The organism is Epilithonimonas sp. (assembly GCF_056329745.1).
Map to the genome: position 1 here is coordinate 1 of NZ_JBWEYV010000010.1, position 21478 is coordinate 21478.

Here is a 21478-nt window from a genome sequence, read left to right on the forward strand (position 1 = left end):
TTACAAAGTAACTAAATATGGCGCTGAGAAAGCTACCGAAGGTTTAGTTCAACATGGTATTGGCAAAATGCGGGGGTTAAATGCAAGTTGAAAGATTTGTAATATTTCGTCGCCGCTGCTTTTACTTTCCACATTTTTTTGTAATTTAGTTCCAAGAAAAAGCATCGGCTCAGCTTGGTCGAAATTGAACTTTTCATTCAATTTAGCCCGCACTTCGCCAATACTTTTTCCGTTATCTGCAATATTACAAAAACGGTGATCCAAAGAACATTTAGAAAATGAAACTAAAAATTCCTTTCTTTTTTCTCGCTTTGATTTTTCTCGCAAACTCTTGTGAAGGACAAAACAAAAAAACTAAATCTTCTGCAAATAAAACTCAAAATATTGAGCCTAAAAATTATACAAAAATGAAAGCTGATGAAAATCCAATTTCAAATTTGAAAAATTCAATGCTAGAATATATGGAAACAGCAAATCCTTCTTACACAAAAATTGATGTTGAAAAATGTGTTGAAATTCTTAATAATTATGTTTCAGAAATAAATAATTCAAAATCAAAAGATGAAGGAATGAAAATTGTAAAAGAAACAGTCGAAAAACTAAACAAACTTAATGAAAAATGCAATTTTGAATTAATAGAAACTTCAGAACGTGAACAAATCGTTGAAATTATAATTTTGGAAAGTTCCAAAAAAGGTTACAATAGAGCTGAAGAAGATATAACTGAAAACTTGAGAGAATGGTAAGTGCCAATAAATCAATAGCTTAACAGTACTATTTTAGCAAACAATCTAAACTACAATTCCTGTCGTATAATTGTAATATAATTTAAAATATCACAATTATGAAATTACAAATTAGCTATAATGGTAAAAATTATTTAGCCAAAGTAAAAAAAGAAAAGTACAATTATATTTTTGAACTAGTAAGATATAACGATTCTTTCGTTTGGGTTGAAAAATATGGATTCCAACATTTTTCGTGCTCCCTAAAATGCAGACTAAAGCATTATAAAGATTTCAAGAAGAAAACTTTCGACAATCCTTATGGTACTTTAAAGAAGTTCAAAGAAATCTAAAAAATACTGCAGATAACATAGTATTGGCAAAATGCGGGGATAAATATAAAGTAGAAAAAGTGGAAACATTTAGCCGCCGCTGCTTTTCATATTGTTTTTTTCTTTAATTTAGACAATCTGAAAAAGCATCGGCTCCGCTTGGTCTGAACTTGAACATTCGTTCAACTTAAGCCCGCACTTCGCCAATACTTTTTCCGTTAGCGGTCATTGTAACAGACATCGTGCATAGAACAAAATTATGACAACAAAACAACCAGACAATACAGCATTACGAACAGCTTTGTGGAGAGCGTTACACGTTTTGACAGACGAAAAACCTTACGTTATTGACGACAAAATCGGGTATGACTTAATCAAACCAGAAACAGAATGGCAAGAACGTCCTGATATGAAATACACCAAACGACTTCGTGCTTCTATCGTTGCTCGTGCCCGATTTGTTGAAGATGTTGCAAAAACAGAAATTACCAACGGAATAAAACAATACGTTTTACTTGGTGCAGGACTTGACAGTTTTGCTCAACGAAATACAGAAATCAATTCGCAAGTTGACATTTATGAAATTGACCAACCCGACACGTTGGCTTGGAAAGAAGAAAAATTAATTGAAAACGGCTACAAAATTTCCAACAATTTACATTTCGTTCCCGTGGATTTTGAAACTTCATCTTGGTGGACTGAACTTTTAAACAAAGGTTTTGACACTAACAAAAAAGCTGTTGTTTCCTGCACAGGCGTAACACTTTATTTGACAAAAGAAGCCATTACGGACACATTAAAAGAAATGACTTCGCTTGCATCGGGTTCGACTATTGCAATCGCATTTTATTTACCATTAGAGCAACTTGACGAAGAAGACAAGCCAATGCAAGAAATTGCAATTAAAGGTGCGGCAGCTTCGGGAACGCCATTTGTAAGTTTTTTCAGTGTTGAAGAAATCACAAAACTTGCAGACGAAATAGGCTTGAAAGAAATCCAAACCGTTTCAACAAAAGATATGACAGAAAAATATTTTAAAGACCGAACCGACAACCTTGTTCCCGCAAGTGGAGAATTTTTCTTGGTTGCGAAAACATAAAAACATAAACACTAAAATCGAATGGACGACAGAAAACAACGAACCGCTAACATCGTATTGGCAATAGGCGGGTTGAATGGCTTCGTATCAACGGAAGTACTAAATTCAACTTTCGTTCTTCGGATGAGCGTTAGTGCTAAAAATCCCGCCCATCGCCAATACGCGGCCCGTTAGCTGACATTATACCGCCGGTTCAGAAATCTAGTGCAACAAATGTTAAAAAAATTAACACAATTTTATACGTTTGTTAGCATGAAAAAATACAAGAGATTATCCTTAATTGAAAGGGTAAAAATTCAGGAGTTTAGGGAACTTAAATATTCACCTTCAAAAATTGCCGAAAAACTAGCGAGAAGTAAGTCTACCATTACCCGAGAACTGAAGAGAAACAGGTATGCACACAATGATTATTACGCAGATGTAGCCAATCGTCATGCTTTAATTCGATCGTCAGATAGAAAATGGTGGAAGGATAAAATCAATACGCATAAAGAACTTCGAGATTTTGTACATGAAAAGTTAGGATTGCGTTGGTCACCCGACCAAATATCAGTTACTTTGAAACGACTTTACCCAAACAATAAAAGTATGAACGTATCTCACGAAACCATTTACTTATACATCTATCTTCATTCGAAAAACGGATTGAAAAAGGAGCTTATTTCCCAGCTTAGACAAGAACGCAAGAGTAGAGGAAACTTCAAGACCAGAGCTGTATTGGAGCCTAAAATAAAGGATAGAGTTTCGATAGATGAGCGTCCAGAAGAGGTTTTGGGCAGGGAGGTTCCTGGACATTGGGAAGGAGATTTAATTATCGGTAAAGACCACAAATCTTGTCTTGGAACATTGGTAGAAAGAACAACAAGAACAATTATACTTGTTCCTTTGAAGAATAAACTAGCAGAAACGGTTAGAAAAGCCTTTGAGAAAGAGTTTTTAAAGCTTCCTAAGACGATGAGAAAAACACTTACTTACGATAATGGTACAGAGATGTCAGAACATAAACTGTTTACTAAGAAAACAAAGGTTCAGGTGTATTTTACACATCCCTATTCTCCATGGGAACGCCCTACCAATGAAAACTCGAATGGTTTGGTTAGAGATTATTTTCCAAAAGGAACTGACTTTAATACCATCCCTAAAAAGCGCATAAAAGAGGTTCAAGAACAGCTTAATGAAAGACCAAGAAAAGTTTTGGATTATCAAACCCCAAAAGATGTATTTAATAGTCTAATTTTAAATCAATTACAATGAAAAACGCTGTTGTTGTCGGTGGAAATAAAATGTGGGTAACTTTTTGCCCACAAAAGGCTAAAAAAGTTATCCATATTTTATTAAAATCATCCAAAAAAATAATACTTTTACAAAACAAAAAAGTTGCACTAGAAATTTGAGACGACCTAAAAAAATATTACTTTTAATAACACTCTTAATTTCATTAAGCTGTTGGTCTCAAAAATCAGATAGAAATAATAAAGAAAAAGGTGTTGGAATTCCACAGAAAACAGCAAACCCCAACACTCCATATATTTACAAAAATGGATTCTTGAACTATAGTATTTTAAAAATCCCTGTCATTCAAAAAAACGATACAGTTACTTTAAATGAATTAAAATTTAATGCTGTACTATCAGCAATGTATACAAAAAAAGTAATGTACGATAAATTTGGAAAATGGACAAAAGAGATAAGACCAAATAATGAAAATCATCCTATTTTGTTATGGAAAAACGTGAAACTTTTTGAGAACGAAAACAAACTATTTAACGTTTATGCAAATGGTGATGAAAACTGGAATGAAATTTATGCATCTGTTTTAATCTATGATGATGAAAATAATGATTGTTTAAAAGAAAATAATTTATTAAAAGAAAAAATTGTAAATTATTTTTCTAATGGTATTCAGAATTTAAATAACAAAAAAGAATTTTATGATGTATATTGGAAATCAGTTAATGATTATGAAAAAAAAACAGTTAAAAAATAACTTCTGCTAACATAGAACTATGGTAACCACCAAATTTTCTATGCAGAAATTAGCGAAAAATTTTCACAATACGGTTTGCCAGATTTCAAGATTCCGAACGATTGTTTGAGCAGCTTATTACAAACTGCTATGATTGCTACTTTTCCACTCTTGCCTTCCCCTTTAAGACGCTCGTATAACGATTTACAAACCGAATTATACTTAATTGCATTGAACGCACATATGCACTATTGTGAGAAGAAATAAAATTGAAAGCTTGTAGCTGATTTTATCACCGCAAAAGCCTAGTATGTATGATTTTTTTAAAAAAAATACAAATAAAAACAATACTCCAAGGCAGAAGAAGATATCTTAGCTGTGATATACCATCGTTTATTTATACATCAAAACATGGCATGACAGGTCCAAATTATCAAGTCTTTCTGCAATGATCAGCAGAAATATACAACGTCACTTACATCAGAAACTAATTGATTCGTAAATCTTTACCTGCAATATCTTCCCATCGGTAGTAATGAAACGTTTTATCATCACTCATTACTACAAAAAGTCCATGCTTAAAGGTGCTGTTGAGTGGCATACTCACAATGTCTGAACCATCGCTTTTGCCGGCCAAAACTTTTACCACCTTCAGCAGCCTGTTGTTGCCTTGCCTGCTGAAAATATGGAACTGATTGGCACCCTGATCCGATACTAGGATGTAGCCGCTTTTGGAACCTGTTTTATAAATTGATATGCCTTCGTGGTCTTCTGCAAACTCCGTGGTTGCAAAAACATTGAGTTCCTGTTTACCTTTGGAAGGATCTGCATAATACTTTCTAACACCAAACTGCTCATCAGAATAGTATATATAGCCATTCTCATTATCCACCGCAATAGATTCTATTTCTTTTTTACCACTGTAATTACCAAATTTTCTAACCAACTTTGCTTCTACGTAGCCCTTTCCTGAGTCTGATAGCAGATACTGCCAAAGGTAAGACCCATCCTGTGGCCCAGTTTTTCTGCCCACCACCGCATAAATTTTATGGTCGGGGGCGGTGTAAAGTGCGATCCCCATTAGGTCTCGCTCCCCTTTTAACTCCTGGCCTTCAAACATAGGTATTCCTCCATTGTCTATTGGTTTCATGTCCGGCAGCGAAAAGACTCTAAGTTGGTGTGTAAAGCGTTCTGTAGTTACCGCGATATCTGTCTTTTTACCATCCAGCGTAAGGCCATAGGCAATATCAACATTGTTGGGTCTCTTGAGTCCCGTTACAGATAATTCTTTTTTGATTTTACCATCAAGTCCAAACACAAAAAGGCCACCGTTGATATCTTTATCGGTTCCTATAACAAGGCTCTTCGACGGATCCTGAGGATTTACCCAGATAGCAGGATCGTCAGAATCGAAATTGACAGGTTCTGTAACAATAGCAGGCTGAATAACGTCATGTGAAACTATTGCTTTTCTGTTGACACTGCATGACAAAACCGATAATAACGGTATAATGTAAAATAAAGTCTTCATATCTCAATTTTAAGGCTGACCAAATGTCCCGATAAAAGATGATGGCTCGGGAGATTCATATAAAGTACTATTAATCATAATTCCCTTAGGAAAATTGCGTAGAATAGCTGTGGTACCCTTACCTAGCGCCGGTGAACCTGCAGCCAAATGAAAATTCCAGTTGTTATCAAAGATAAAAGATGTATAGCCATTATCCAAAGGGTAATTGACAAATTTGGGATTATTAGCCTTTGCTGTCGTGCTGATGACATCATTTTTACCGCTGAGGATATCGCCATTGTTTGGTGTAAAGCCTTTTACCGCAGTGTCATCATTGCCATAATACAGATTATTAGAAGATATGGAACGGGCATCTGGTTTATTTTTGATATCCTGTTTGATCCCAAAGCGTGTATTAGCAAACAGTGTGTTGTAAATCTCGGCATTTACAGAACTTTCTAGCCAGATAGATCCACCCTTGATATCGTGCCGGCGCCATCCCGTGTTGATAATGGTATTGTTGTAGGCCACCACATGAGCTTGTGGCGAACGCCCTCCTGCATTGGATAGCTTCAGTGCATTGGTATTATTGGAGAAAAACAGGTTATAGCTGACATCTGCCAATACACCTGATTTGATGTTAACACCCTCGCCTCCCTTACTGCCTGTGCTGTAAAACTTATTACGAGCAATAATCATCTGCCCTCCTTCTAGATAGGTGGCATCATCCATAAAATTACGTACTACAGAATTGGTTACTACCAATTTCCCTTTTGTATTGGAAAACCAAATGGCTGGCAGGTTTTCTCCAGCTTTGGCTTTGTAAAGCCCCAGTTTTACAGATGTAGAAGCTTCGGTAGTGGTAGCACCCCCCAACTCCAGAATCGTGTTGTCCAAAAGCAGTTCTTCACAGGTTTTAGAAGCAAGAATACCACCCCACACCTGCCCCCAGGAATCCGGCTTGCGGGTTTCCACAGGGCCTGTAATACGAACAGGATTGGCCGCCGTACCCACGCTGTACAAATTACCGCTGACAATCACTTCGGGTTTATTAACGGGATCCATCACCACGGTCACCCCTTCTTCTATCACCAGCGATTTCCCCGCAGGGACAATGATATCCCCACTAACGTAGATGGTAGAATTTCTTGCCCATATTCCGTAAACCTCACCATGCACTCCGGTTCCGGTAGATTCCTGAATACTAGTGTCTACAAGGGCATTGGCGTTTTCACAAGAGTGGCTTAAAGTGAGAACCAACGCTGCACCCCATATTTTATAATAATTTGATTTCATTATTTATATTTTGAATTTTACACCCAGCAAATAGGTTTGTCTATAATAATCTTTACGAATAAGTGTTTCGTTAGCCTCCATATTTTGATAAGGTATATTTTGATTAGCAGGATTACTTCCTTTAATAAACAGTTCCAGAGGCGTGTTTAAAAGGTTATTGGCTTTAAGGAATAAAATCAGCCCGCTTTTCAACTTTTTCTCCAGGGAGAAATCCAACTGTACAAAACCTTTTTGCCAAACATCGTTATCCAGGTATTGGGATACGATATTAATACGTTGCCCTGTATATGATCCTGCCAGCTGCGCATCCCAGCCCTTGTTAACATCTTTATACAAAAGAGAAAGATTGGCAACATGCTGACTTTGCCCGTACAAAGGTCTTTTCTGCATCACCTGAATGGTTTCCAAATCTCCAGCCGCAGTCCTTATTTGCTGGCTCTTGGATGTCTCTATATTACTGTTGGTGAATGTATAATTAGCCTTAATTCCTACTTTGTTAAAGAATTTGATCACATCCAGCTCCAATCCTATATTATGAGCGGTACCAAAGTTACCCGGTGTGTAGAAAGTATCCTGCGGCCTGGTGGCGTCGCGCTGCAAGGTATATTCTATAGGATCCTTGATATTTTTGTAAAAAGCACCAATCATGTACTGATCCGAAGAATTAGGAAATAACTCGTACCTAAAATCTATATTATCTGCAGTAGCTCTTTTAAGATCCGGATTTCCACGCTCTTGATAATCTTCATAAGTTATACCTGAAGGAACAATCTCGTAAAAGCCAGGCCGATTGATCGAGCGAAAATAAGTTGCCCTGAAGTTTTGAAAATTATTAATCGTATATTTTAAACTAAGGCTTGGCAGATAGTCGTTATACTTTTGGTTCATTTCCGGCCGGGATTCGCCTTGCGGAAAATACAGTTTGTAACCCTGGTTGGTATTCTCCATTCTTAACCCTCCCACAACAGATAGATTTTGGATTTTGGTCTCCAACATCGCATACGCGGCGCCAATCTTCTCCGTAGCGTCATATACCATTCCATTGGATACGGCACCCTGTGGGTTTTGCACCTCATAATTGATGTCTGAATATCCATTATAATCAGTCCCCCACTGCGCTGTTGGATTCACAGGTCTAAGGGTGTAATTATTATAGAAGTTGCTTCTTTTTTTATCCCTGTAAAGTCCTCCTATCTTCAGTTCCGTCGCCTTATTGACTTTGAGTCCGAAATTAAGGTATCCGGCATAATCATTATCGGTATTTCTCTGCCAACTTCTGGACGCATTGGAAGGTGCGGTGTGTTGTTCCACAAAGTTTTGGCGGACACCAAGGGTTCCAAACAGGGACGTATCCGGAAGTTCGTTGCTGGCAGAGGATATCACGGCAGACCAATCCATTTTCAACAGTTCCGGAATCAATTTGTGCTCTCCACGTAGTGTAGAATTCCATATCCGTTGCTGCTGCAGTCTGGTTCTGTTTTGATAGCTTATCGACGCATTACCCAATGCAGGATCATAAGCCGAATTGGAAAAATTGGTATTGACCGTTTCCCTCAATTGTATCTCGCGGAGCTGTGTAAACAAATTGTAAAGGGAGATGCTATTATTTTTATTGAATTTATAATCCAGCTTGGTATGAATCCCTAATCTTTGTTGGTTCTCATAATAATCTCTGTCATTAAGAGAACTGATCACGGCATATTTCATCACATCCACAAGTCCAAAATTAAAAAGTTTGCTATCGGTCAAGCGATTGTTATTCTGAAAGCTAACGGCTCCAATAACACCTAATTTTTGATTCAAAAATCGCTTTCCGTAGGAGACACCACCACTAAAATTAGGCATTGCCGTCAAATTTTCTATGTTGTAGGCAGATTTGGGAAAATCAGAACTGGTAGCCCTGTAAGATTTGCCATGCAACTCGTAAGGCGTTCTAAAATTTACTTGATCTGTATTGTAGGTTTTAAATTTTTTATCCAGCAACATCTGGCTATAACCAAGTGCCAGGTTAACATTGATCTCCTGATGTAAAGGCGCATCCTTCATCACCATATTTACCACGCCACCTACTGCGTCACCTTCCATATTGGGAAGCAGGGATTTGTAAATCTCCAGCCTGTCCAGCAACTCTGCCGGAAAAATATCCAGGGGAACATATCTGTTTTTCCCGTCGGGGCTAGGAATCTTCACGTTATTAACAAGAGTGTAATTATACCGCTTATCCATCCCTCTCACAATCGCATACTGTCCCTCGCCATTGCTGCTTCTCTCTACGGATACGCCAGATACCCGCTGGATAACATTGGCTACACTAATATCCGGAGATTTTGAAATGGCGGCTCCCGATACGATATTGGCTACCTGGGGAAGTTTTTGCTCGGCTTTACGGGCAAAGTTTTCTGTATCACCCTTCTTATTAGCCTTCAGGTTAATGGCTTCGATCTCCTTAACCTTTGAAGACCCCATAAACACTTCTACTTCGTTCTTTTCATTCGCAATTACAATACTGCTAGTAATGCTTTTAAAAGGGCTGTAGGTGATAGTGTAAGAATACTTTCCCGCTGGGATATTCTTAAATTTAAATTCCCCGTCCAGGCCGGAAAACATTTTTTGCCTGCCGGGAAAAATTTCTATCTGGGCGCCAGTTATAACTTCCCCAGTTTCGGAATTAAATACCTTTCCTTTAAATTCCTGTGCCATAGCTAGGCTGCCGGCGGTGCAAAAGGTAAGAAACAAGGTTTTTTGTAGAGCTGATTTCATTCTCATTAATTATCAGGGGCAAAACTACCCTATAATGACCCATTCCAAATTAATAGAGTATGAATTATGTATTAAATAGCATTGAAATTAATCGTTCAGCTCATCGTGAGAAGCCACCATACCCAATCACTGATGCGCAAAGAGATTAACAATGTAAAGCCATTTTTAAAACTGCAAATCAGCCATTATGAGTGCAAGAAGATTACTTTGGTATTTCCATTATCTACTTTAACATCCTATTATCGTCTATAGAATAACTATTTCACAAAAGCAGTTCGTACCTTAGCTTTCGATAACATTAATTGTATGTTCGATTTTAGATTAAAAGTGTTTTATATTACCGCGAAAAGGTTGAATTTTACTAAAGCCGCGGAGGAACTGTTTATCTCCCAGCCCGCCGTAAGCAAGCACATCCATGAGCTGGAGCAGCATTATGAAATCAAATTGTTTCTGCGAGACGGGAGCAAAATAAAACTTACCCAGGCCGGAAGTATCCTCTATGCACATGCCGAAAAATTAATGGAAGCGTACCGCGCTCTGGATTTTGATATGGCAGCATTGTCCGTTACCATAAAAGGAACTTTGCGGCTGGGCGCCAGCACCACTGTTGCCCAGTATTTCATCCCCAAGTACATGGCCTCTTTCCGTGAAAAATTTCCTGAGATCAGTATCAGCCTAGTGTCCGGCAACACAGAACATATAGAAAATATGCTGTCTGAAAATAAAATTGATCTAGGTATGGTAGAAGGCCAGCCCAATCATCAGAACTTGAAATACAGCAAGATTGTAAAAGATGAAATCGTGCTTTGTACCCGATCTAAAAATAAAAATGCACTAAAACCCACCGTAAAACCAGAGGAACTCAAAACCCTGCCACTTATCCTGCGTGAGGCAGGTTCGGGCTCGCTGGACATTATCGCAAGCAGGCTAAAGGAAAAAGGCATTGCACTTTGCGATCTGAAAAAAGATATGGAGTTCGAAAGTACCGAGAGCATTAAGTCTTATCTTTTGAATTCTGATGACTACGCTTTTTTAAGCATCCACTCTATCTTTAAGGAATTACGCGATAACGACCTCAAAATTATCGATATCAAGGGGCTCACTTTTGAAAGATATTTCTACAGCGTGATCAACCAAGGAGACCAGAATAAGCTACAAAGACTTTTTCTTGATCACATTACCTCATCATAACTTTAGGTTATGACAGATTACTAATTGTTATTTCTAAATTTCATGATAAGTTGGGAAATTTGTGGTCAAATCATATTATAATGATACGCACAGGTATATACCATCAGGAATGGTTCAGAAAAACAATTTTCATCGTCTTATTAATCATTTGTATTACACCTTGGGTAAACCCTCCGGTAGCTTTACTTATAGGTCTCTTTGTAGCGCAAACTTTTGGCAATCCTTATCAACAGCTCAATCACAAAGTAACAAGTATGCTTTTAAAGTTTTCTGTAGTGGGATTGGGTTTTGGGATGACAATTCAGACAGCCATGAATGCCGGCAGACAGGGTTTCGCCTTTACTATTGGTTCAATAGCAATTACCCTAACAGCGGGATTTATATTGGGTAAAATTCTAAAAATAAATCAGAAAATTTCTTACCTGATATCCGCTGGAACGGCTATTTGTGGCGGAAGCGCAATTGCTGCCATTGCACCGGTCATCAAAGCGAAAGAAAAACAAATCAGTGTAGCGCTGGGGACTATTTTTATATTGAATTCGGTGGCGCTTTTTCTTTTTCCTTTTATTGGACATCAGCTCAACCTTAGCCAATCTCAATTTGGTATCTGGAGTGCCATTGCCATTCAGGATACCAGTTCGGTAGTGGGCGCAGCAAGCCGTTTTGGTTCCGAAGCTCTGCAGATTGCCACCACCGTAAAACTTACCCGTGCCCTCTGGATTATCCCTATTGCATTTGCGAGCTCCTGGATATTTAAATCTAAAGACACGAAAGTAAAAATCCCTTATTTCATAGGTTTTTTTGTGGTTGCCATCGTACTCCACAGTTATTTCCCATTTCCCGATCTCATCAATACAGCCATCATTTCAGCTTCAAAAACAGGCTTAACCATCACTTTGTTTCTTATCGGATCAGGGCTCTCCCGGAAAATTCTTGGTACTGTAGGCTTCAAACCCATTCTTCAGGGCGTCATTCTATGGGCTATTATTTCCGTTATTGGCCTGTGGTCTGTCCTCTCCTTTGTCTAATTATTACAAAGCCAGAACTATGATAAAATCATGAGAATCTTAAAAAAAGTATAGAAATGACGAATCCTCCTTGCTGAAAATAAGTTAAAAGCAGCTAATTAATGGTGCGCTCCCACTCCCTTTTCAAAATTGCGAACTGCATTGTATTCTCGTATTTCGGGGTGCCGTCTTCATTTTTAATGAACGAAACATATTCCACAAAAGTACCTTCGGGGCGCATTCCGAGGCGTTTGCAGAGGTTTTGCGAGCGGACGTTGTCTTCTTCCACATAACCGTAAATGCGGCGGGCTTTTTTTTGGGTGAAAAGATAGTCCAACAATCCTTTTGCGGCTTCAAAAGCCAATCCTTTGCCTTCATATTTTGGGTTGATGTTCCAGCCCACACCAAAAGTATCGCCACCGTGTTCGGGATATGCAAAAAGATTCCCGATCAGCGTATCATCGGGCAGGCAAACCGCATATTGCGATTCGTCTGTGCTTCTCTTTACTACTTCAGCTTTGGCTTCTTCTAATGAAATGAGTCTTTCATCCAAAAAGCAATTAACTCGAGGTTTTTCGAAATAATCGAATAAGGCCTCGGCATCGCCTTCCTTAAAGCTGCGCACCATCAATCTTTCGGTTCTGAAATATTCCATTATATAATTAGATTTTAGTCTTTAATTTTTTATCGATCCAGCCACAGTTTAAACTGCGGCATTTTGATCCGGCTGACGATGACTTCAGCTTCGCGATCGTGTTTAAGGATGATTTTTGCCTTTTCATTGAAATGCTTGTGAATGCTATCAATGCTGTGAATATTCAAAATATATTGCCTATTGACCCGGAAAAAATAGTACGGATCAAGCTGTTCTTCAAGTTCTTCCAGCGTGTACGGCACTCCCAAAATGCTGCCGTCCAGCAAGCGGAAATGAACAATTTTATTCTCCAGGAAAATGTAATCAATCTCTTCCACCGGAATCATCTTGTACGTTTCACGGTAATGCAGCAGAAATCGACTTTTATAATTCTTTTTTTGCGTTTGCAGCATCTCCACAATCGCACCGATATCATCACCTGAAAACTGTGACTGAATCCGTTTCACTTTTTCCAGTGCTTCTGCCAGTTCCTCTTTTTCAATAGGTTTGAGGAGATAAGCCGCCCCATAAACTTTGAACGCCTGCAAGGCATATTCGTCATAAGCCGTGGTAAAAATTACAGGCGACTGCACCTCTGTTTGTTTAAAAATTTCGAACGACAAGCCATCAGCCAAACGGATATCCATAAAAATCAAATCCGGTTTGGGATTGGCCGTCAGCCATTCCACACTTTCCTGAATGGTCGGCAGAATATCGAGCAATTCGGCAGTGTCATCCAACTTTTCCACCAATCCTTTCAGCAGTTCGGCGTTGTAATGTTCGTCTTCAATAATCACGTATTTCATCGCTGCATTTTAAAGATTTAACAAAGGTAATCGCACCTCAAAGATGTGTTCGTTACTATTAATTTCGGGGGCTGTACCCTGCAAAAGCTGGTACCTTTCGCGGATATTTTTTAAGCCCATTCCGGTCGATTTATAATCGATCTTAATGAGCTGCACATTATTTTTCACCACAATACTGCCATTCCCCGCACTTTCAATCGTCAGACATAAGGGCTGCTTCAGTGTCGAAATATTATGCTTGATGGCATTTTCCATCAGCAACTGCAAGGTTACCGGCGGAATGCCTTTGGTTCTGTCATTGTCATCAATTTTCATCGTGAGCTGAATGCTTTCGCCGTGCCTGATTTTAATCAAATGAAAATACATTTCCACAAATTTCAGTTCCTCTTCCAAAGGTACTACATCGCGTTTTCCGTTGGTTAAAATATAACGGTACACACGGGAAAGATTCGATAAAAATTCTTGCGCCGATTTTTGATTGGTTTCAATCAACTGCGTCAAAATACTGAAATTATTAAACAAAAAATGAGGATCCAATTGTAGTTTTAAAACTTCCAGCTCAGACTGCAAAGCATTCTCTTTTAGTTGCAAGGCGTGAATTTCCAGTTTATTGCTTTCGATGACTTTGGCTTTCCATTGTTCAAAAAAGTAAAATGAGTTGTAAAAACTATTCACAAACGCCGCTACGACCAGATTTACCACCAGATAATTGCGGACACCCTGCTCTATTTCTTTGCTATTTTCCGACGGTTCTGGCCAGATCCATTCGTACACCAGATTTTCAAGAGAAAGCAACAAAAACATACAGATAATCACCACAACCGTCGTCAGGATAAAGTGCGCCAACACGTTGTTTCGGAACAGCCATTTGCGGTTTGCCCAGGCAGACAACAGGGCAATAATCCAGAACAAAATCGCATACATTACGATGCCGCCGGCAATGGTGGCCAGGACTTCCGTTAATTTGGCTTTGATGTAAAAATCCCACCAGCTGCTTTTTGGATTGAGCAAATACTGAATCAAATTAGCCAGCGCGAGCGAAACCAGCACACCGCTCCAGTGGAAAAGTCCTTTCCACTGCTGTTTTACCGGAATGCTTTTATTGGTTGCCATTTTAATTTCCTCCGAGCGCTTTATACAAAGCAATGTACGCATTTATTTCTTTCTGAATGACCAGCGCATACGCCAGTTCAGACTGCAGGTAACTTTGCTGCACGGTTAAAACTTCCAAATAATTGGCTTCACCATATTTATACAAAATCTGTGCATCCGAAATCGCTTTATTCATTGCCGTTTTTCGGTTGTTCACTTCCGTCATCTGTTCTTTGATGTGTGTGATGTTGCTGAGCGAAGTGCTCACTTCTTCCACGCCCATTAATACTGATTTTCTAAAATCGTGAACGGCAGCTTCGCGAAGGTGTACCGCCTGTTCGTAATTGGATTTTATATTTCTTTTATTGAAAATAGGTTGCGTTAAACCTGCCGCAGCATTGCCAAACAAAGATGCCGGAATGGAAAACCAGTTGCTGGCTTTCACGGCATTGAGACCGCCCTGTCCCGTAATTTTCAGCGACGGATAAAAATCTGCTTTCGCAATCCCTACTCTCGCATTGGCCGCCTGCAATTCAAATTCTTTTTGCTTGATGTCGGGGCGATTCGCCAATAAATCTGCCGGAACACCACTTTCCAATTCGGTAGCAAAAGCTTTATCCTGCAAAGATTGCGCACGTTTTACAGCATCGGGATAATTTCCGGCTAAAGTTTGCAAGGCATTTTCCTGTGCTTTGATGCTCGCTCTAATGTCGGGAATTAACGCCCGGGTTTCCGCCAATTGCGCTTCGGATTGCTTGATCGCCAAAGCCGTTACATCGCCCACCGAATATTGTGTTTTCAGCATTTGGAGGGTTTCCTGCATACTTTTTTCTACCGATTGGGTAATGCGCAATTGCTCATCCAGCGACAACAAATTATAATACGCCTGCGCCGTTTGGGCAATCAACTGAACCCGCAATGCACGGCGATTTTCCGCCAAACCAAAATAGCCGGACGCCGCTTCTTCGCGCTGTCTTTTCAGTTTTCCCCAGAAATCTACATCCCACGAAATTGAAGGAGCGAGATTGTACTCTTGAAAAATTTGTCCACTCGACATCGCACCCATCATACTGTTTTGCGAAAGACGCTGTACACCGGCACTTACCTGCAAATTGATATCGGGGAGGTAATTTAATTTTACACTTTTCAGCCGCGCTTCTGATGCCAAAAGCTGTTCGGCAGCCATCTGCAAATCGGTGTTTTTTGCCAAGACCTGATCCAGCATTTCTTTCAGCAAAGAATCATTGAAATACTGCTGATAAGCCGGAACTTCGTTGATTTTTGTCGCTGCATTCACCGAAAGGCTGTCAAAATTTTCGGGCAACTTCAGCTCTGGCCGCGAGTAGTCTTTGGTCACTGCGCAAGATTGCAGCAAAACCACTAATAAACCGACCGCAACGCTGTTTTTTATGAATCTTTTTTTCATCAATCTAAATTTTTATTCGCTGAAATTTTTTCCTGTAAACTCTGGAAAATCATATACAATACCGGAATAATCAGCAATCCGAGTAACACACCGCTCAACATTCCGCCTGCCGCACTGATACTGATGGATTTATTTCCAATCGCGGTACCGCCCGACGCAAACATCAACGGAACCAAACCTGCCACGAAGGCAAAGGAAGTCATCAAAATCGGTCGCAAACGCATCCGCGCTCCGGCAATCGCTGCGTCAAAAATGGAGAGTCCCGCCTTGCGCTGCTGCACGGCAAATTCCACAATCAAAATGGCATTCTTGGCGAGCAAACCAATGAGCATTACCAAGGCAATCTGGACATAAATATTGTTGTCCAATCCAGCAAACCCGGTCGCGATAAAAACGCCCAGAATCCCTGTCGGCAAAGACAAGATCACCGCTAGTGGCAAAAGATAACTTTCGTACTGAGCAGACAAAAGGAAGTACACAAACAAAATACTCAGCGCGAAAATGAAAACCATCTGCGAACCAGATTTTCGCTCCTGCAAAGCCAATCCGTTGTACTCGTAGCTGTATCCTTTCGGCAATTCTTTTTGCAGCACCTCATCAATCACGCTCATCACTTTCCCGGTACTGGCACCTGGGCCGGCATTGACATTCACGCTGATGCTGTTGTACAGATTGTAACGGCTGATTCCCTGCGGACCAAACACTTTTTTGAGCGTCACCAACGTTGAAATCGGCACCATTTGATTGAGGTTATTTCGAATCATAATATTATCCAACGATGCTTCATTTTTTCTGAACTCAGCTTCGGAACGCACATTCACGCGGTACAAACGACCAAAACGAATAAAATCAGTGGTTTGCGAGCCTGTTAAATACAATTGTAGCGCATCCATTACTTCTTTAGGTGTTAAGCCCAATTGCTGTGCTTTGTCTTCGTTGAGTTCCACTTCGTACTGCGGATAATCGCTTCGGAATGTGGTAAAAGCCATCCCAATTTCGGGGTGTTTGCTGAGCGAGCTGATCATTTTCCGGCTGACATTTTCGAACTTGTTGATATCGCCCGAAGTTCGGTCTTGCAACACAAATTCAACACCGCCGGCATTCCCAAAACCTTCTACCGCAGGATTACGGAAAATCAGGAATTCGCCACGGATTTTGCCTTTCATTGCGTTTTCGATCTTGTGCATCACATCATTGATGTTGGACACTTTGCCCCGATCTTTTGGGTTTTTCAGCGTAATGAAACCAATCGCCGCATTGGGCGACACGCCCGAACTGAAAAGACTGAAGCCCGAAATAGTACTGATGCTCTTAATTTCCGGTAGTGATTCTGCAATTTTTGTGGCCTTTTCCATTTCTTTGGTAATGAATTGAAGATTGGCACCGGCCTGCAAATTCACCACAAAAGTGAGGTTATTATCGTCTTCTTCCGGCACAAAACCTTTTTGCGCATTGTTCATCAACACAAAAGCACCTACAGAAATTAGCAGTAAAGCGCCCATTGCAATCAGCTTTTTCTTTCCCAAAAAGCGTACAGCGCCTACATATTTAGTGGTAAGTCTTTCGAAACTGGTATTAAACGCATCGGCAAACCGCTGGGTAAATGCTTTTCTTTTGCCTTCACCGTGATGGTGATTTTTGAGTAACAATGCACATAAAGCCGGGCTTAACGTCAATGCGTTAATCGCCGAAATCAAAATCGCAATGGCCAAGGTGTAGGAAAACTGTTTGTAGAAAATCCCTGCCGGACCTTCCATAAAACCAACCGGAAGAAACACCGCCGACATCACCAATGTAATCGAAACAATTGCCCCACTGATTTCGCTCATTGCAGAAACCGTGGCAGTACGTGCATTTTCGCCGGTATGTTCCATTTTTGCGTGCACGGCTTCCACCACCACAATGGCATCATCCACCACAATACCAATGGCGAGGACGAGTGCAAATAGCGTGAGTACATTGATGGAAAAACCGATTAGATAAATGAAAAAGAAGGTTCCGACAATAGAAACCGGTACGGCAATCGCCGGGATAATGGTCGATCGAAAATCCTGCAAAAACAATAAAACCACAATAAATACGAGGACGAATGCCTCAAGTAAGGTCGACTGCATTTGTGAAATCGAAGCATCCAAACGATTTTTCACGTTTTGAATTACCTCAAATTTAATCCCGTCGGGCACACTTTTCTGGAAGCCTTTCAGCGATTTGTCCACTTCTATGGCAATATCGTTCGCGTTAGAACCACTGGCCTGAAGCACCGCAAATACTACTGATGGTTTGCCATCGGTATAAGTGTCACTGGAATAATTTGACAAACCAAATTCCAGCCGCGCCACATCGCCCAGCCGCAAAATAGAACCGTCTTTTTTGGAGCGGAGGATGATTTTTTCAAACTGTTCGGGCTTGTTGAGTTTACCCTTGTACCGCAAGACGTATTGTAGCGAAGCGTCGGTTTCTTGCCCCAAACTTCCGGGTGAGGCCTCAAAACTATATTGCTGAATTGCATTTTCAACATCGGAAGGCACCAAACCGTAAGACGATAATTTCGTAGGATTGATCCACACCCGAACCGAATATTCTTTGGAACCGAATAAGCTCACATTTCCCACGCCGGGAATCCTTTTTAGTTCGGGAATGAGGTTGATATTCGCATAGTTTTGCAGAAATGCTTCATCGTATTTGTCGGGCTTTTCGCTGTTGATATTTACAATCATCAGGTAACTCGTCTGCTGTTTGGTGGTCGTCAGTCCCAACCGAATCACTTCCTGCGGAAGCTGCGCATTCACCTGTGCCACTCGGTTCTGAACATTTACCGCCGCCTGATCCGGATCAACACCCTGTTTGAAAACAATGTTAATGGAAAAACTTCCGTCGTTGGACGCACTGGAAGTCATATACTGCATATTTTCGACCCCGTTGATGGCCTGTTCCAAAGGTGTTACCACAGATCGGATCACACTTTCGGCATTAGCACCGGGATAAGTTCCCGATACGAAAACGGTTGGTGGTGCAATTTCCGGAAACTGCGTCATTGGAATTCGAAGCATTCCCAAAATCCCCAACATCACCAAAATAATGGAGATCACCGTAGCGAGTACGGGTCTTTTTATAATTGTTTTAAGCATCTTTAGTGAATTTTATTGAACGGATTTCGGTTTGATTACACTGTTTTCGGGAATACTCGCAAGTTCATTCGCAATAATTCGGTCACCCGATTTTAAACCGGATTTTACGATATAGAAATCGCCGGATTTTACGTAGCCCTTCAAAGCAACACGATCCATTTTGTTTTGTGCGTTGAGTACACCAACAAACAATTGATCCTGCACTTCGTAGGTGGCCAACAACGGAATTTTAAAGACATTGCTTTCGTTGGTTTTCAAAACAATTCTTCCGGTATTTCCTGTTCGGAGCAATCCTTCTGGATTCACGAAAGAAGCACGCAACGCCACCGATCCTGTGGTAGCATCGAATTGCCCATCCATCATATCGATTTTTCCGAGATGTTGGTAAGGCGTACCATCTGCCAAAAGCAAGGTGATATCTTGGAAACTTTTCAGTTTTTCGATCAACGTGGTTCCCGGTCGGGAAGCATTGATTTTTAAAATTTCATTTTCGGGAAGGGAAAAGTAAGCGTAAATCTCATTGACCTGAGACAAAGTGGTTAAGGGCTGTGCATCCGTCGGCCCCACCAACGCTCCTAAACGATTGGGAATGCGGCCAATATAACCGCTGACAGGCGCTTTCACGATGGCAAAACCCAAATTAACATCTGCAGATGCTACCAGCGTTTGCTGTTGTTTTACGGCGGCTTTGGCATTTTCGTAATTGGTTTTTGCTTTGCGATACTGGAAGTCTGCCACGACTTTATTGTCCGTCAGCACTTTGTATTTGTCCAGTTCCAGTTGTGCCGAAGCCAACTGTGATTTTGCCATAGACAAAGACGCCAACGCTGTATTTTTTTGCTCGCGATACACACTCGCGTTAACGCGGAACAAAGGTTGTCCGGCTCTTACAAACGCCCCTTCGTCCACATAAATGTGATCTATATAACCACTGATTTGCGGGCGGAGCTGTACATTGTCTTTCCCCTCCAATTTTGCGGGAAAAGTTTGATCCATCACCGCAGTCGTGGGTTGCAGGGTAATGATTTCGGCAGCAACTGGTTCGTTTTGCTGTTGTTGGTTTTGATCTTTATTTCCACAGCTTTGCAAGGCATAGGCGGATGCCAGAACCAAACCCGCTGTTATTATTTTCGAATGGATAAAACGCTTCATGAGTTTATACTTTTTTACTATTTTCATCGGCAAAAGTAGAACGCTAAACCTTTTTAATTAATAGAAAAAGAACCGAAGTGACAAAAATGGGAAGTGAAATGCGAACATGAATGTTTGAATTTTTAGCGATGATCTAATGTCTGACAGAAGCAATTTTACTTGCTTCACCTATTATTAAACAAAAAACGCCTCCTTGGGAGACGCCTGCTATGATATGAAATGTGTTTTTTAAAGGGTGAATTTGAATCCTAAGCCAAATCTTCCGATGGTTGATCCTCCATTTTCGGAGAGGAAAAATTTTGGCCTCCAATCTGCGGAAAAGGATAGCGGAACACCTGTAATTTTAAAATCCAAACCCACAGCCGGAGAGAGATAAAATGTATTGCCTCCCCCTTTGTTAGCGAAAATTAAACCTGGACCGCCCCCGATATACCAGCTCAATCCCTTTGCACCCGGAATAGGATCATTGTACTGAACAAGCGCCTGTACCGCAGTGCTGCCACTTCCAAAAAGGACATCAAATTCTCCGGCGCCGTGCTTTCCAAAAAAGTGCTTAATGTGCGGACCTACGTAAGTTCCGCCCTCGCCGACGTCAATCATCAGACCCAAACCGGTTTTATACGATTGTGCGTTTACCGAATTTCCCAAAACCATTGCAGTAACTAGCGCTACCGCTGAAAATAATTTTTTCATACTATTTATTTTTAATGTTAAATCTTACGTCTATTACGGAAATGAATATCACAAATGAGTTTATCGAATAAGGTAAAGAAGGCCGAACTGTAGATTCTGATGTCGAAAAGATTTTGCATAACGATTTTCAGTACTAGAAAATGGGGTCGCTATCCCTAAATTCATGCGCAGATTGACAGTTATATTGGAGGTGATATAATAACCGGCTCCGAGTCCCCAAGCGAAGTTCATGCTTTTGGTGTATTCTTGCCAATCGGTTACACGGCCGTCTTCAAAGATGAATTTTGAAGAAATGTTGTAGCTGAATTCGGGACCTGTTTCTAGATATAAACGCGGTATCAATTCATACTGCACCAGTATAGGAAGTGAAATGTAGTCCATCTTAATCTTTCCTTTTATATTTTCATCTTGCTTTTCTTTCGAATTTGTCCCTAGGACGTTCCAAAGCAACTCTGCCTGCATACTCAAGTTATTGTGCATGTCATATTTAACCAACAGACCTGCATGATATCCTATTTTACTTGAAAAATATCTGGTTTCATCATCACCCGTTATTCTCGAATAATTACCACCGGCTTTGAAACCGAATTCCAACTTGGATTTTGCTTTATGCGCAGGTTTCTGAGCTTGTTTTTTCTGTGCAAAACAAAAGGAAACCATC

General features: G+C 40.3%; 19 protein-coding genes. 8 read left to right on the top strand and 11 right to left on the bottom strand.

The features are described 5' to 3' along the window. Positions 1-278 precede the first annotated feature (278 nt). The 6 genes from AC00Y6_RS08615 to AC00Y6_RS08640 all read left to right on the top strand — a co-directional run bounded on the left by AC00Y6_RS08615 (position 279) and on the right by AC00Y6_RS08640 (position 4143). Positions 279-746 (top strand): hypothetical protein, encoded by a 468-nt coding sequence (locus tag AC00Y6_RS08615; protein ID WP_474490209.1) that lies wholly within the window; start codon positions 279-281, stop codon positions 744-746. Between the two features lie 98 nt (positions 747-844). After that, positions 845-1078 carry a hypothetical protein gene (locus tag AC00Y6_RS08620; RefSeq protein ID WP_474490210.1) on the top strand — a complete coding sequence of 78 codons (234 nt, stop codon included), beginning with the start codon at positions 845-847 and terminating at the stop codon, positions 1076-1078. Between the two features lie 238 nt (positions 1079-1316). Then, a complete protein-coding gene (locus AC00Y6_RS08625; RefSeq protein WP_474490211.1) occupies positions 1317-2156 on the top strand; it encodes a class I SAM-dependent methyltransferase in 840 nt (279 codons plus the stop codon). 252 nt (positions 2157-2408) lie between these two features. After that, entirely contained in the window at positions 2409-3410 is a 1002-nt protein-coding gene (locus AC00Y6_RS08630; protein WP_474490212.1) for an IS30 family transposase, read from the top strand. Beyond that, positions 3407-3550 (top strand): hypothetical protein, encoded by a 144-nt coding sequence (locus AC00Y6_RS08635; protein ID WP_474490213.1) that lies wholly within the window; start codon positions 3407-3409, stop codon positions 3548-3550. The genes AC00Y6_RS08630 and AC00Y6_RS08635 overlap by 4 nt, the downstream gene beginning before the upstream one ends. After that, positions 3547-4143, top strand: a complete 597-nt coding sequence (locus AC00Y6_RS08640; protein ID WP_474490214.1) for a hypothetical protein — start codon at positions 3547-3549, stop codon at positions 4141-4143. Before AC00Y6_RS08635 ends, AC00Y6_RS08640 begins: the two co-directional genes overlap by 4 nt. Positions 4144-4609: 466 nt before the next feature. On the opposite strand, the gene AC00Y6_RS08645 is transcribed toward AC00Y6_RS08640, so the two are convergent. Genes AC00Y6_RS08645 through AC00Y6_RS08655 form a run of 3 tightly spaced genes read right to left on the bottom strand, consistent with a single transcriptional unit; the run spans position 4610 to position 9688 of the window. Next, positions 4610-5653 carry a phytase gene (locus AC00Y6_RS08645; RefSeq protein WP_474490215.1) on the bottom strand — a complete coding sequence of 348 codons (1044 nt, stop codon included), beginning with the start codon at positions 5651-5653 and terminating at the stop codon, positions 4610-4612. A 9-nt stretch (positions 5654-5662) separates the two neighbouring features. Then, positions 5663-6928 (bottom strand): right-handed parallel beta-helix repeat-containing protein, encoded by a 1266-nt coding sequence (locus AC00Y6_RS08650; protein WP_474490216.1) that lies wholly within the window; start codon positions 6926-6928, stop codon positions 5663-5665. A 3-nt stretch (positions 6929-6931) separates the two neighbouring features. Further along, positions 6932-9688 carry a TonB-dependent receptor domain-containing protein gene (locus AC00Y6_RS08655; protein ID WP_474490217.1) on the bottom strand — a complete coding sequence of 919 codons (2757 nt, stop codon included), beginning with the start codon at positions 9686-9688 and terminating at the stop codon, positions 6932-6934. A gap of 306 nt (positions 9689-9994) precedes the next feature. On the opposite strand from AC00Y6_RS08655, the gene AC00Y6_RS08660 reads away from it, so the two are divergent. Both AC00Y6_RS08660 and AC00Y6_RS08665 read left to right on the top strand, forming a co-directional pair. After that, positions 9995-10879, top strand: coding sequence for a LysR substrate-binding domain-containing protein (locus tag AC00Y6_RS08660; protein ID WP_474490218.1), 885 nt, complete (start codon positions 9995-9997; stop codon positions 10877-10879). Between the two features lie 80 nt (positions 10880-10959). Next, positions 10960-11907: a YeiH family protein gene (locus AC00Y6_RS08665; protein WP_474490219.1), complete on the top strand. Its 948-nt coding sequence runs from the start codon at positions 10960-10962 to the stop codon at positions 11905-11907. 94 nt (positions 11908-12001) lie between these two features. On the opposite strand, the gene AC00Y6_RS08670 is transcribed toward AC00Y6_RS08665, so the two are convergent. The 8 genes from AC00Y6_RS08670 to AC00Y6_RS08705 all read right to left on the bottom strand — a co-directional run bounded on the left by AC00Y6_RS08670 (position 12002) and on the right by AC00Y6_RS08705 (position 21477). Further along, the gene (locus AC00Y6_RS08670; protein WP_474490220.1) at positions 12002-12541 is read right to left on the bottom strand and encodes a GNAT family N-acetyltransferase; all 540 of its coding nucleotides are present in this window, start codon (positions 12539-12541) and stop codon (positions 12002-12004) included. Positions 12542-12570: 29 nt separating this feature from the next. Continuing rightward, positions 12571-13326, bottom strand: coding sequence for a LytR/AlgR family response regulator transcription factor (locus AC00Y6_RS08675; RefSeq protein ID WP_474490221.1), 756 nt, complete (start codon positions 13324-13326; stop codon positions 12571-12573). Between the two features lie 9 nt (positions 13327-13335). Next, positions 13336-14439 carry a sensor histidine kinase gene (locus tag AC00Y6_RS08680; RefSeq protein WP_474490222.1) on the bottom strand — a complete coding sequence of 368 codons (1104 nt, stop codon included), beginning with the start codon at positions 14437-14439 and terminating at the stop codon, positions 13336-13338. A gap of 1 nt (position 14440) precedes the next feature. Further along, the gene (locus AC00Y6_RS08685; RefSeq protein ID WP_474490223.1) at positions 14441-15844 is read right to left on the bottom strand and encodes an efflux transporter outer membrane subunit; all 1404 of its coding nucleotides are present in this window, start codon (positions 15842-15844) and stop codon (positions 14441-14443) included. After that, entirely contained in the window at positions 15844-18972 is a 3129-nt protein-coding gene (locus AC00Y6_RS08690) for an efflux RND transporter permease subunit (protein WP_474490224.1), read from the bottom strand. The genes AC00Y6_RS08685 and AC00Y6_RS08690 overlap by 1 nt, the downstream gene beginning before the upstream one ends. 12 nt (positions 18973-18984) lie before the next feature. After that, entirely contained in the window at positions 18985-20124 is a 1140-nt protein-coding gene (locus tag AC00Y6_RS08695) for an efflux RND transporter periplasmic adaptor subunit (RefSeq protein WP_474490225.1), read from the bottom strand. A 228-nt stretch (positions 20125-20352) separates the two neighbouring features. Next, positions 20353-20817 carry a hypothetical protein gene (locus AC00Y6_RS08700; protein WP_474490226.1) on the bottom strand — a complete coding sequence of 155 codons (465 nt, stop codon included), beginning with the start codon at positions 20815-20817 and terminating at the stop codon, positions 20353-20355. A 60-nt stretch (positions 20818-20877) separates the two neighbouring features. Continuing rightward, positions 20878-21477: a porin family protein gene (locus AC00Y6_RS08705; protein ID WP_476589238.1), complete on the bottom strand. Its 600-nt coding sequence runs from the start codon at positions 21475-21477 to the stop codon at positions 20878-20880. Between the last annotated feature and the right edge of the window lies 1 nt (position 21478).

Bases quoted from the DNA above. Each gene is read 5' to 3' on its own strand.
- AC00Y6_RS08625 (WP_474490211.1), top strand. From the start codon at position 1,317: ATGACAACAAAACAACCAGACAATACAGCATTACGAACAGCTTTGTGG.
- AC00Y6_RS08655 (WP_474490217.1), bottom strand. From the start codon at position 9,688: ATGAAATCAGCTCTACAAAAAACCTTGTTTCTTACCTTTTGCACCGCC.
- AC00Y6_RS08675 (WP_474490221.1), bottom strand. From the start codon at position 13,326: ATGAAATACGTGATTATTGAAGACGAACATTACAACGCCGAACTGCTG.
- AC00Y6_RS08700 (WP_474490226.1), bottom strand. From the start codon at position 20,817: ATGAAAAAATTATTTTCAGCGGTAGCGCTAGTTACTGCAATGGTTTTG.
- AC00Y6_RS08660 (WP_474490218.1), top strand. From the start codon at position 9,995: ATGTTCGATTTTAGATTAAAAGTGTTTTATATTACCGCGAAAAGGTTG.
- AC00Y6_RS08620 (WP_474490210.1), top strand. From the start codon at position 845: ATGAAATTACAAATTAGCTATAATGGTAAAAATTATTTAGCCAAAGTA.
- AC00Y6_RS08615 (WP_474490209.1), top strand. From the start codon at position 279: ATGAAACTAAAAATTCCTTTCTTTTTTCTCGCTTTGATTTTTCTCGCA.
- AC00Y6_RS08650 (WP_474490216.1), bottom strand. From the start codon at position 6,928: ATGAAATCAAATTATTATAAAATATGGGGTGCAGCGTTGGTTCTCACT.
- AC00Y6_RS08635 (WP_474490213.1), top strand. From the start codon at position 3,407: ATGAAAAACGCTGTTGTTGTCGGTGGAAATAAAATGTGGGTAACTTTT.
- AC00Y6_RS08685 (WP_474490223.1), bottom strand. From the start codon at position 15,844: ATGAAAAAAAGATTCATAAAAAACAGCGTTGCGGTCGGTTTATTAGTG.
- AC00Y6_RS08630 (WP_474490212.1), top strand. From the start codon at position 2,409: ATGAAAAAATACAAGAGATTATCCTTAATTGAAAGGGTAAAAATTCAG.
- AC00Y6_RS08690 (WP_474490224.1), bottom strand. From the start codon at position 18,972: ATGCTTAAAACAATTATAAAAAGACCCGTACTCGCTACGGTGATCTCC.
- AC00Y6_RS08645 (WP_474490215.1), bottom strand. From the start codon at position 5,653: ATGAAGACTTTATTTTACATTATACCGTTATTATCGGTTTTGTCATGC.
- AC00Y6_RS08705 (WP_476589238.1), bottom strand. From the start codon at position 21,477: ATGGTTTCCTTTTGTTTTGCACAGAAAAAACAAGCTCAGAAACCTGCG.
- AC00Y6_RS08680 (WP_474490222.1), bottom strand. From the start codon at position 14,439: ATGGCAACCAATAAAAGCATTCCGGTAAAACAGCAGTGGAAAGGACTT.
- AC00Y6_RS08670 (WP_474490220.1), bottom strand. From the start codon at position 12,541: ATGGAATATTTCAGAACCGAAAGATTGATGGTGCGCAGCTTTAAGGAA.
- AC00Y6_RS08665 (WP_474490219.1), top strand. From the start codon at position 10,960: ATGATACGCACAGGTATATACCATCAGGAATGGTTCAGAAAAACAATT.
- AC00Y6_RS08695 (WP_474490225.1), bottom strand. From the start codon at position 20,124: ATGAAGCGTTTTATCCATTCGAAAATAATAACAGCGGGTTTGGTTCTG.